The organism is Pseudovibrio sp. Ad46 (assembly GCF_001623065.1).
GTDB lineage: Bacteria > Pseudomonadota > Alphaproteobacteria > Rhizobiales > Stappiaceae > Pseudovibrio.
In genome coordinates, this window is the sequence record NZ_LMCG01000016.1 from 1 (window position 1) to 10988 (window position 10988).

A 10988-nucleotide genomic window follows, 5' to 3' on the forward strand; every position below is an offset into this window, starting at 1 on the left:
AACGCAGAACTATTCAAAACCGACGCTTGCGCTACCACGCACAAGCCGCTTAACATCAACACGCAATTGGGCCAGACACTCCACTAATCGAAAGCCAATTTTGTCCAACTATCTTTGACGACGGACAGCGCTGAGTTAAAATTCGAAGGTCAGCAGTTACAGGCCAACAGCTAGGCGAGAGATAGGAAAAATAAGAACAAATGCTCTCGAGTGACCAATCGTAAACTGAAGCAACTACGCTTGCACCATAGATTGCTTCACTCACCTCATCTCGATCAAACAATAATCTGCCAAAAGCCTCTTTGAAGAAAAGCCCTTCGACAAGCGCCAGTTCACACGCTGCAATCTCCCCCATTGGATCTCCTAACCTAACAATCACGAACACCACTGTAGACTAGTGCAAACCGGGGAGTGAGAACGCGGAAAAATTTTCGTTTAGTAACGAGTAGAACGAAAGGGAACCTACTCTCGGAAAGCAGTTCTCAAAACCGCCATTCAAGTAGCATGTCTTTTTGCCTCATTTCTCACTCCAGTCAGCAAGATCTCGGGTCGAAACACTTCCTTACTCAAATCAACTGATCTGTGCTTAGGCCTTCACCGCACGCTCACCGCTCACGCAATATCTTAGACAGCGCGGCGCGTAGTTTTTGCTCCTCCCGCCCTGAATCCTATCGAGATTACATCGTCAAGCATCCGAAAGGCGGCTGCAAGAAGTTATCACGAGTTCTGGCAGGCTGTCGGGTAAGACTGCGAACGGCTCAAAGAGGGTGAGTGTAGCAACGTCTTCAAGGCTGTAGGATATGAAACCGATTAAACGCGACACACTCCAAAAATCAAAATTGGAAGGCGAGGACTGAACACCGGTTACGATAGAGCCATACAACATGGGCAATGATTTAAGGCAGAAACCGGTGGTGCTTGTAACTGATCGGAACTGAGGTCAGAGTTAACTTGATGGCGCCCCGTAAGGTCCCTTCCAGAACGGTATTTGGGGCCATATCAGACCTTCGGGGATCAATTGACCAAAAGGAAAGAAGTTATCGAGAACCTGCAGCCGCGACAGGACATAAAACATACCACTAAACATTCCAAAGCTGTTCAGTTTTGACATACGTACGGCTATTCGCGAAGAAGCATCAGCACCGAAAAGAGTGTGATCGAAGGGAAAGGTATAGCGTGTCTTATCGTCGGTTCTGAGCAGCACCCCATTCATACAGGGTAGACACGAAACCGGTTCATTATCCAGCATCATAAACCAGCGATGTCCTGCAGCATAATAAGGGCTACAGAAGCGTCGTGTTCCCCCGATTTCCTTCATTCTGACATCACAAATCTGACCCGTAAGAGTATAATTCAGATCTACCTCATCATGAAGATTACTTGCCCTTGAGCTTTGCAAAAATCCTGGAAGCAAGTTGGAAAATCGAATGGACTTAACCCTACCAACAACATCACGATCAAATTCGTAGCATAGAATATCCCGGTCATCCGCAACGAGCGTCACGGTTTGAACAGCCCCAGCAGGATTATGCTGAGTATTAAATGCCACTTCTCGACCTTTGGACTCCAGAGCAAACCGGTCACCATGATCTGTGATCAGCAGTTCCTGACCATTCAAGTCAATCCTCAAATAACCATCCACTTGGTTCACATTTAGGTAGAAACCCGCACTTTTGCAGACAAACCCATTTGCTCTTAATGTGTAGCGATCTGTTCCTGAAGCGTCGATGCATTCGCCTTCCTTGTCGGAAAATCTCCTTGAAAAACTGGTTTGAATGCCATGCTGATTATCAATAGTCCCCGATTGGACAATTCCGGTTACATAGTCCGTTTCGGTATTGAATCGAAAAATCGCGTGGTCAGGATCGTCGATAACTTGCCAGCTTTGATCTGAATAGCATTTAAATTTTTGCCCATTCAGTTTTACGATGTCGCAACCCTCGTCCCTCTCAATCTGAGCAAAAAAGTGATCACTTGTAACAGCACTTAACCGACCAGTATCATCATAAGTGTAGCGAAAAACCCTGTCGTCAATCTGTTCCGTTTCAAGAAGTGTTCCCAAATAATTTCTTTTGAGAACTTGCTGACCATCGGTCAAACTGCAAAGGCGACCAACGCCATCAAACGCAGCATCCAGCGATTGCTGAGGTTGGTCAGTCAAGTTTGCATCCCATTGATGGACACTGGTTTTGATGTTTCCATCAGATTGTTCGGATCTTGCCAAATGAGCTGTTCGGGCAATGTCAAACACATCAGCCCCCGTTGAGGAAAAGGTCCATTCCTCGGAACTACCTGCAACTGCAAGATCATTTATAAACCCGGAACGACTGAAACCCACTTCGACGGAGCGATCCTCCAAACCGACCGGGCGACCAAAGACATCCCGACCAATAACTTCGGTTCCAATCTCGACAAAATCAGAGTGATTATCAGCATGGTAAAACTGAAGATGCGATGCAGGCACCACATTGGAGGAAAAAGGAGACAACAAAGGCTCGGATACACCTAGAAAAGCCGCATGAAACAAACTGGACATACGGTCCAGAAGATTATGAGGCAGGTCTACATGAATACAAGAAGGATCCCCGGAAAGAGCTGCTCGCCAGCTGGTTCTTTCAACAGGAGCCGAAAGAATATCATGAACATGGGCAAGTAATATCTCTGCTCTACCCTCTTGAACAGACTGCGGCAATTCAATGAGACCAGCTACCGACAAAGGCCTTTTTCCTACAATCTCAGCCAAAGAACCGAATAATTCTGATGGAGAATATGAGGCTAATCGAGGTGTTTGTATCACCCCGTCTGTAAAGCTGAAGCTGGTATCTGGCGTTATAAGTTCCGACAGGGCTTTCGTATCTTGAGCATACTTCAGCAACCATTCCAGACCCCGGAAATTCATCGAAAGCGGATTTCCGGCATCGTCATAACCAATTCTCAAAAACTCCTGATCACCATCCCCTATTGACGCGAGCAGGCCCCATTCATCCTCATATGAGAATTCCAGACTTGTATCTTCACCTGCCTCCACCCGATGCAAGCGGCCATCTTGCCAGTGATAGGTAACGGTTCGCCCATCTGCCAACCTGAAAGAGGAAAGAACGCCTTGGTCACAATCAATGTTGAATTCGGTTATTGCGTCTCCACCACGGCGGATTACCGTCTTGTCAGTGGCCGGATAGGCACACTCCAACGGCGCCATGCCATGCCTGAAGCGCCTGTTTAAAAGCCGGTTATCACTATCTAGCTGCAAGGCTTCAAACGCACCTGAAGGTCTCACCCGGTGGGTAAGCTTCCCGTCTTCATTATACATATAGGCCCACTCTCCGGCATATGCCGAGCGAACCTGTACAAGCCTGCCATCATCATCATATCGATAGGAACCAACATCCTTTAGTTGACCGGTTACCCGATCCCGCTCGCTTATCCGATTGATCTGCAAATCATCACAATGAATATCAAGATGCAGCCCGTCACCGCGGGAAACACTGGTCAAATTTCCATATGCTGATCGTTTGAAACAGATTTCATCGCCAGCTTCATTATATAACCTGCGCAGAAAAACTTTTTTACCGTCCGACAAACCAAACTCGTAAAACAAACCCCCTGCCACCCGAAAGGTCGGGCGCATATTCAGGATTTCAAGCTTCCAGTCCTTTACAACAGGATTGGTGGAAATTCCCCCGGACCAGGGTATCTGGAAACGTGCTATCTCACCCGTTGGCAGGTGAAGGCTCAACCATTCCGGGCCTGGCAGAACATACAGGCTCCAGTTATCAATCCATCCCTCGCCAGTCTGTCCGTTGAAAAGTGACATGGACTGCCAGGTCGAGGTCAGAAAGAGGGGAATTTTTCCTGGATAATAAAGATCAGTTCTGGAAAAGGTCGCTTCACCAGAGACAGGATTAAAAATTGAATCCACAAGCCGGGTGTTTCCAGGCCTCTGCCCCCGATAATCATAAAGGTCATAAAGTATGGACATATGTCAGCCCTGAAAGCTGAAGAGACGTTCAAGGAAATGATCCAAGTTTTTCCCGATATAATTCAGATTGCTGTAATCAGCGTCCCCTTCATTTTCATGATCCCAGAAATATATCGCGCCTGCATCATCTCCAGACAAGGACAGCAAGATCAGATTACCGAAGGGATCATGTGCAATGGGAAGCATATGGGATGGAACACGCTCGTCCTCGACATACATGGAACAATAATCCAGTAAATCTGACGGATCATCAGTTCCCACTGACAAAAACCAGTCCACCAAAGAGTCGCTATAGGGACCATCATCATCAAGAAACGAGAAGCATTCTGGTACCGGTCTACCGCCATTGTGCTGAGACAAAAACGACCGGTAATCTGCTGGCAGAGCAAACCCTAGTTTCTTTTCCAAAGATGCAAGAGCTGCTTCATCAAGCCCGGTGGAAGCGTCCAATATCACTGCCTTAGCCATTCTTCAGCTGCTCCTTGATTACCGAAACACCACCGGAGTGAGGAAAGGCGTTATGCATGCTGGAATCGACAAGTTGCAATGTACCCGGATTGGCGCCATCATGGTGCCAGGTAAACCCCTTTGGAGTTCTGACATGCCCTGCATGCTGGTTTGCCATATAACAGTCACGTATCCGACTGGGTTTAGCTGTCTTTGATACAGTCATATTTTTCTCTTTTAATCTCGCTTTGACAGATCCAATCCGACCTGTTTCTTGCATGCATGTTCGTGTCTGCACCCTTAAAACCGATTTGTGAAGGCGTGAAGACCGATTAAACTTCAACTACGTTCGGGCAAACTCAGAGACCACAGGCATTTGCCATGAGCTTTACACACATATCCGAGGCCTGCGGACGCAATACAGAGTCCAGCTTTGCCGGGTTTCCTGATTGGGCCAGAGCGTGCAATCCCCCCACTAACGGATTATCTGGAATATTCGGTAAGGTCGCAGACAATGGCTCTCCCAATGATGTCTCGGACGACACAGCATCGGAAAAATTCTGCGAAACACGGGAGACAGCCTGAGAGGTAACTTCCGGCACCTTGCCTTTCAGAGCACCAATCAGAGCGTCGCTCTGCAACACCCTAGTGTTGAGCGCATCAAGAGCTTTACTTGTTAGGCCATCCAGCCCAACTTGGGGCAGATGCGACGCAACATGGTGGGACAGGATGTCTTGAATTCCACTTTCCAGAATTGAAGCGAGTTGATCCTGCACAAATGAACCAAGCTCAGGGACTGGCATCGACAGAGCCTCCTTGAAAGCAAGCAATTCGGCCGACGCAGGATCTTCCAGCCTGCTCAGACCCGGATCCAGCAAAGGCGATGCATTATCCTTTGCGCCTTTCATGCAGTTCTTCAGAGGACCACCCATTCCCACATCACCAATGAAGGTATCACCGGAGCCGGCTGAAACAGAGCCGCCACAGCCGATACTATCCCCCACACGTCCTGCTTTTTTGCCGTTGATGAATACGGTAGCAGACCCGGCAGACAGGGAACGTGGATGAGGAGGGCATTGGGGGCAGCCATGCGGAGCAAACGCATCACCTAGCCTTACGGCCTTTCTGCCATTGATGAAGGTATCGCTGGAACCACTAATGGCCGGTGTCGGAGGAAAACAGCCATGGCCTGCCCCAATATCTCCAAATCGTGCTGCTTTTGGCATTTCGCCTCTCCCACAAAATCAAAAAACAATATCCGATGAAGCCCGCAACGAGCCCTGACAAAACCAAATCTAACGGGCCTGAATTCTCTCAAAATTTCTGGTTCAAGCTTAAATCACCGCGAAAGAACACGTCACTTATATTGCCCTTCTCGTGCTGGTATCCCCAGCTCCCCATACCCCCTGTTTGAACAGAAGGTTACTCACCGTGATCCTCTTTCCATTCCTCAATATCATCCTCATCTGCTGTAAGGGCATCGATAAATTCTTCAAAACTATCGCCGAGTTTGGTTATGCCTTCAATATCAGAGGGTATGTCATCCATATCATCATCAAGAACTAGAGGCTTGATATCCTCAAGCGCAAACACCTTACCAATACACTTGCCCCTGATAACCAATCCAATCGATAAATGAGTGCCATACGCAATAATAAGAGCATCATTGACATTGCCTCGTATCATCGAACCTTCAAGCTGTTTTGTACAAGAAACAACCGTGGTCGCAGACTCAAATCCATACTCTGGATGCGGAGCAAGACGCGCAAAAAAATCAATATAAAGAGATTCATTATCTTTCTCAAAACAGCAGGGAAGAGGATCAGATCCTGTTCCATTTTCCTTGCAAAAGTCCAGATATTGCTTCAGGCTTTCATGATCCTGAAAACTGAACTCGAACGCCTTTTCATGATAGATAATTCCCGCATCCAGTTGCTCGTTTAAATCTGGATATCCATATTTTATAGTCTGCACGTCTACTCCGAACTAGACAATCATCTAAGCACTGCAAACTCGACTGCCAATCAAGTTTCAGTCAAACTCACTCAGGCCCTTCATCAACAATCTGCGAGAAAAAACTGTCGAAACTATCTGCAAGAAATAAGCAATGTTCCAGGAATGCTTCTGTTGTTTCCAGTTCTTCTTCTGTCTCATCATCAAAACTAAAAATATGGCCGGTTTTCAGGTCCATCACTATATGTTCATGCTGCGCACCATCCGCAATTTTGATGTAATGATCAGGAGCAAAATAGTTATTTCTCATATCTTTAGTATTAAAAGGAACCGAGTAAGAGGCGAAACGCTTTTCAAATATTTTATTAATACATTTATCTATTTCTTCAGATACGTGCATAAAAGTCGTAACACAGGCTTCCGTATCATCATCACTGTTATAAAAACATGGATCCTCTCCCGTCAAATATCCACCATTATACTCCTTCAAAAAAGCAATATAGTCATTAGGAATCGGATACTTAGCCCACGCTTTAAAGACTTCAATTTCCCTGTCATCAGCAGGCTTCACACTCGGGTCAATAAGAGGCATCATTCTTCCTTTACTTCTTCGAATTTTTCGAAAATTCACCATGATGTTTAAAGAGCTGATGAACGTCCCTATCAACTGCAATCATGCTCGTGCCACCGTTGTGGTGCCATTCGTAATCAGATATTTTTTGAAAAGCCCGTTCTGCTGCTCTTTTGTCAACTTTACGAGATTTTTTTTTCGCTTTCTCACGCCCCTTTTGCGTATTCAGATCATATCTATCCGCGTAATCACTAGGATGAGCCAAGCTATCCAACTTAACTTCACTTCCAGGATAAACTGCTTCAACAAGTTCACCGTCCTTCGATTCATTTTTAACATTGTAAAAGTCGGGATTTCCATCCTTATCGTAAGGCAAGCTATAAGTATCGCCACTTGGGTGCTTCATTTGAACCCTGTAGGATCCATCCGCATATTTTTCAGCTTTGACAAAGTTCTCATTCTTTTTTGTCGGAGTACCTTTAGGCCGCTGAGCCTCCCACTCATCAGCACTTAACTCTGTTTTTTTCCCTTTGTTTAATCCCCTTGCACCACTGGCGGCATCAGCTGAACTGTCAATAACATCGGGAGCTTTGCCATTCTTTTTGATATTGGTCATCCCGTTCAGCCCGGCGGCTTCTCCGCCTGCTTTTCGACCAGCGATCAATCCGGCCTGACCAGCATTTCGAGCTACTGATGAAGGAGCTTTTGCCATATCTCTCTCCTTTTAGCTCGGCGCACTGGCTTGGAGTGCGGAGGCCGTTCCACCAGCCGCCGCACCACTAGCCGCAGCATTTTTAAATATCTTCACCGCATCTTTTGTCAGAGCCCGGATCGTGTCTTCATCACGCAGATTGCCAACTGCAAATTTGATGATCTTGCGAACAAATTCCTGAAACACATCATCAAGCTTTCCGAGTGCTTTTTCGACCATGCCAACTGCCTTGGATGCGAATTCTACAATCTTGCTAACTGCCAGTTCCGCTGCCTTGATCAACCCAGAGGTGTCACGCAATCCCCACAAGGTCCAGCTTGCCCGTGCTTCTGCCAGCGCCTTGCTGGCTTGTTTCTGCATGGTAGCCAGAAACTTTTTGAAGAGGCCCATAGCCTCCTTGATCAGTTTCTGAAAATCGGCTGCCAGATCCTGAAGCCATTTGACGGCATTGCCAGAAGAGAAGAAGCGCGCCACAGCCATGACGGAATTGATCATTTCTGGTGATGCGGCCTTCTTGAAGGATTTCAGGAAATCGCCTGTCGCCTTCAAAAACGGTTTGCAGGCATTGAAAATGGTTTTGAAAACCCCCTTGACGACCGATCCAACAGTAGGGACCAGCCCGATGGTGCAAATACCTAGCGATAGCCACAGCAACCAGCCTTCTTCCTCCCGCACCTTGCTATCACAAAGCTTGAGCACAATCGCAGAAACATCCCTGAGATCGCCAACCTGATCGATAATAGGAATGGCCGTCAGCGCTGCATCGAAGATAATCTGCCCGGTTGTCGGATTGTCATTCCACTCTCCTTGCAGCGCACCCCATATCCAACCAAACCAACTTTCATCATCAGCATCCAGTTTCCGTAGGGTATTTCTCGCATTTTCCTCAATCCGTTTATATTCATTGACTTTTCGCTGTGTATCATCGTCCAGCCCACCAAACAGACGACCAAGCGCAGTACCGTCAATCTCGTCGCGCATGCGCTCCGCTTCATCCCGCGCAAGACGCGCACGAACAATATCTTGGTTTTTCAGATAATCTGGATTCCGCTTCTGCTGGTTTTCCGGCTTGTATTCAATGGCATCCTCACCGGCCAGCACCATGGCAGCCTCGTTTGGCAGGCCATATATCGCCACCATGCCGTTGTCACCACAGGTGCCATTGGTCTCCGCCCCCCCCTCTAGGATCAAGTGAAACGGAGCCCCTGGAGACGGGAAAAAATCCTCATAATGAACAAAAACGGCCAATGCATTCGGACAATGGTCACAAATCCTGTCCGGGTGTTCCTTGACTGTCGAAAAATCAAGATCGGCCAGGTCAATCACATCTCCGGTTGACTGACCGCCTGCTGTTTCTGCCTGTGTCATTGCCCCTGTCCTATGCTGCACCCAGCCTGGACGCATCCTTGCGCCTGGCCACCTGCGTCAATCGTTCGATTTTTGATTGCCCGGACATAAAATCTGGCCCGGAAAGAATGGACTTCGCCTCTGGCAGCGCGCCATTTTCGTGGAAACCTTCACCAAAAGCAGTCGTCAGGACAATGAACTTCACCTTGTCCCGTTCCATTTCAAATCCAAGCTTTTTGGCGGTCTTCTCCGATCTTGCAACGAGTGCCAGCAAGTCCTTGTCACCTCGGTCAATCAGCTTTTCGCCAAAGCCCTTACGCAGAAAATCCAAAATGCGTTCATGCCGAAGCTCAGTCTGCCTGCCCCGCAATGCTTCGAACTGCCTGGCACCTACCCGGTAGGGCGGAAGGCTGGCAATCCCGGCTTCTTCGGTGTGATTGATGCGATAGGTATAAAAGCGTTTGTCCTTGCTGTTCGGTGCGATATGAAAAGCCCCTAAATCACCACAGAAGGCTTGGGCCATTTCTGGCGTCATTGAGCTCAAAAATGTTTCAAGAAGGCGCGGATCGTAGAAACGGAAGAGAACAGTTCTGTTCCCTTTAGGCGGATAAACATTTACCCAATTCCGCCAATGCTGAACGAGATGGGACGTAGCAACCCTATCAGGTGTCTCGAGAAAGAAGCCCCAAGCATCATCACTTTGCGTCAGGCTAACAATATGCTCCCACATCTCGTCCTTGGGTCGGACAAGATGGGGCGCTTCCGTATTGTAATAATCCTCAGCCAGCTCCTCATAGAGACAAAAGCCATCCTCTTTCAGATCAGCCACATGTCCAGGAACATCCTTGTTCCCGCAGGCATCAACAAGAGCAAACAATCTGCCCTCATCACGAAGAGATGCCAGATCATCCCAGCTGACATGGTCAGGGATATTGGTATAGGACAACGCCATATCACCTGTATCCCCGGTCGGTTGCAACCTCAGCAGCTTTCGGGTCCGTTGGCTCTTCAGCCGGTGGTGGGGCGGCATCCGCCGCCGTGCCCGGGCTACCACCCTGGTTGATCTTCACTTTGTTGCCGACAATCGTAACCCCGCCGGAATCAATCTTGACGAAACCACCCGGACCCTTGATGGTCAGTTCTTCGGTGCCTTCCAGAACAATATTGGGTGCCTTAACCGTGGTCTTGCCCAAAATGGTTGTCGTCGAGCCTCCTTCAACCTTGAGGCTGTCCGATCCCTTGATCATGGTGGAGCGGTTAGCACGAAAACTGTTCACAACAGCCCCGTAAACCGTTGTATGCAGGGCGTTATAGACCTTGAAAAGCAGTTTGCCGCCGAAGATCCAGTTCGTCTCATTATCAATGCGACGATATTCATCTTTTGCTATGTGCTGATAATGGTTGTTCTTGACCAGCAGGTGTCGGTTGTTCTCAACAATCTGATGCCGGTCATGCCGGATATGTTCACGCCGGTCATTCTCGACAACGATGTCCTGATCTTTTTGGGCATGGACATATACTTGCTCCATCCCGGCCTGATCTTCAAACCGCAACTCGTTCGAACCCACACCCTTGTGAGTATCCGACTTGATTGTCATAACCGTTTTAAAGTCCGGCAGGGTGTAGGGACTCTTGTTATTGTTGTGATACGTCCGCCCTGTGATGATTGGCTGGTCTGGGTCGCCTTCGAGGAAGTCTACGATGACCTCGTGGCCGATGCGAGGGATGGCGATGTGGCCCCAGCTGGCACCGGCCCAGTTGGAGGACACGCGGATCCAGCAGGAGGAGGTGTCGTTCTTCTTGCCATGACGGTCCCAGGGGAACCAGACTTTCACCCGGCCATGTTCATCGCAGTAAATCTCTTCACCTTCTGGCCCGGTGACATGAGCGATCTGAGGGCCATCCACCAAGGGCTTTTTGAGCAGTTTGGGCCGGTATGGCAGGCGGGCGGGCATGACCTCAAACCCAGCGCTGTAAGT

11 protein-coding genes are annotated in these 10988 nt (G+C 48.3%); all 11 read right to left on the bottom strand.

Going from position 1 to position 10988, the window contains the following annotated elements; genetic code table 11:
* Positions 1-55: 55 nt before the first annotated feature.
* Complete coding sequence (locus tag PsAD46_RS27845; protein WP_153040680.1) at positions 56-355, bottom strand: hypothetical protein; 300 nt, start codon at positions 353-355, stop codon at positions 56-58.
* A 591-nt stretch (positions 356-946) separates the two neighbouring features.
* On the bottom strand, positions 947-3979 hold the full coding sequence (locus PsAD46_RS04370) for a DUF6531 domain-containing protein (RefSeq protein ID WP_063292569.1): 3033 nt from the start codon (positions 3977-3979) through the stop codon (positions 947-949).
* A 3-nt stretch (positions 3980-3982) separates the two neighbouring features.
* Complete coding sequence (locus tag PsAD46_RS04375; RefSeq protein WP_063292568.1) at positions 3983-4447, bottom strand: SMI1/KNR4 family protein; 465 nt, start codon at positions 4445-4447, stop codon at positions 3983-3985.
* Entirely contained in the window at positions 4440-4706 is a 267-nt protein-coding gene (locus PsAD46_RS27560) for an HNH endonuclease (protein WP_084404331.1), read from the bottom strand. Before PsAD46_RS27560 ends, PsAD46_RS04375 begins: the two co-directional genes overlap by 8 nt.
* Before the next feature lie 79 nt (positions 4707-4785).
* On the bottom strand, positions 4786-5652 hold the full coding sequence (locus PsAD46_RS27565; RefSeq protein ID WP_084404332.1) for a PAAR domain-containing protein: 867 nt from the start codon (positions 5650-5652) through the stop codon (positions 4786-4788).
* Between the two features lie 196 nt (positions 5653-5848).
* Complete coding sequence (locus PsAD46_RS04385; RefSeq protein ID WP_063292567.1) at positions 5849-6400, bottom strand: hypothetical protein; 552 nt, start codon at positions 6398-6400, stop codon at positions 5849-5851.
* Between the two features lie 67 nt (positions 6401-6467).
* Positions 6468-6971 (bottom strand): SMI1/KNR4 family protein, encoded by a 504-nt coding sequence (locus PsAD46_RS04390; protein WP_063292566.1) that lies wholly within the window; start codon positions 6969-6971, stop codon positions 6468-6470.
* Between the two features lie 10 nt (positions 6972-6981).
* Positions 6982-7662, bottom strand: coding sequence for an HNH endonuclease (locus PsAD46_RS04395; protein WP_063306229.1), 681 nt, complete (start codon positions 7660-7662; stop codon positions 6982-6984).
* 12 nt (positions 7663-7674) lie between these two features.
* Positions 7675-9030, bottom strand: a complete 1356-nt coding sequence (locus PsAD46_RS04400; protein ID WP_063292564.1) for a hypothetical protein — start codon at positions 9028-9030, stop codon at positions 7675-7677.
* A 10-nt stretch (positions 9031-9040) separates the two neighbouring features.
* Positions 9041-9886 carry a DUF4123 domain-containing protein gene (locus PsAD46_RS04405; RefSeq protein WP_193776910.1) on the bottom strand — a complete coding sequence of 282 codons (846 nt, stop codon included), beginning with the start codon at positions 9884-9886 and terminating at the stop codon, positions 9041-9043.
* Between the two features lie 76 nt (positions 9887-9962).
* The coding region (gene tssI / locus PsAD46_RS04410) for a type VI secretion system tip protein TssI/VgrG (protein WP_153040681.1) at positions 9963-10988 on the bottom strand (1026 nt) is incomplete at its 5' end.

What these genes read in the sequence shown, in the direction of transcription:
- PsAD46_RS04375 (WP_063292568.1), bottom strand. Translation starts at nt 4,447, where the DNA reads ATGGCTAAGGCAGTGATATTGGACGCTTCCACCGGGCTTGATGAAGCA.
- PsAD46_RS27565 (WP_084404332.1), bottom strand. Translation starts at nt 5,652, where the DNA reads ATGCCAAAAGCAGCACGATTTGGAGATATTGGGGCAGGCCATGGCTGT.
- PsAD46_RS04400 (WP_063292564.1), bottom strand. Translation starts at nt 9,030, where the DNA reads ATGACACAGGCAGAAACAGCAGGCGGTCAGTCAACCGGAGATGTGATT.
- PsAD46_RS27560 (WP_084404331.1), bottom strand. Translation starts at nt 4,706, where the DNA reads ATGCAAGAAACAGGTCGGATTGGATCTGTCAAAGCGAGATTAAAAGAG.
- PsAD46_RS04390 (WP_063292566.1), bottom strand. Translation starts at nt 6,971, where the DNA reads ATGCCTCTTATTGACCCGAGTGTGAAGCCTGCTGATGACAGGGAAATT.
- PsAD46_RS04395 (WP_063306229.1), bottom strand. Translation starts at nt 7,662, where the DNA reads ATGGCAAAAGCTCCTTCATCAGTAGCTCGAAATGCTGGTCAGGCCGGA.
- PsAD46_RS04370 (WP_063292569.1), bottom strand. Translation starts at nt 3,979, where the DNA reads ATGTCCATACTTTATGACCTTTATGATTATCGGGGGCAGAGGCCTGGA.
- PsAD46_RS27845 (WP_153040680.1), bottom strand. Translation starts at nt 355, where the DNA reads ATGGGGGAGATTGCAGCGTGTGAACTGGCGCTTGTCGAAGGGCTTTTC.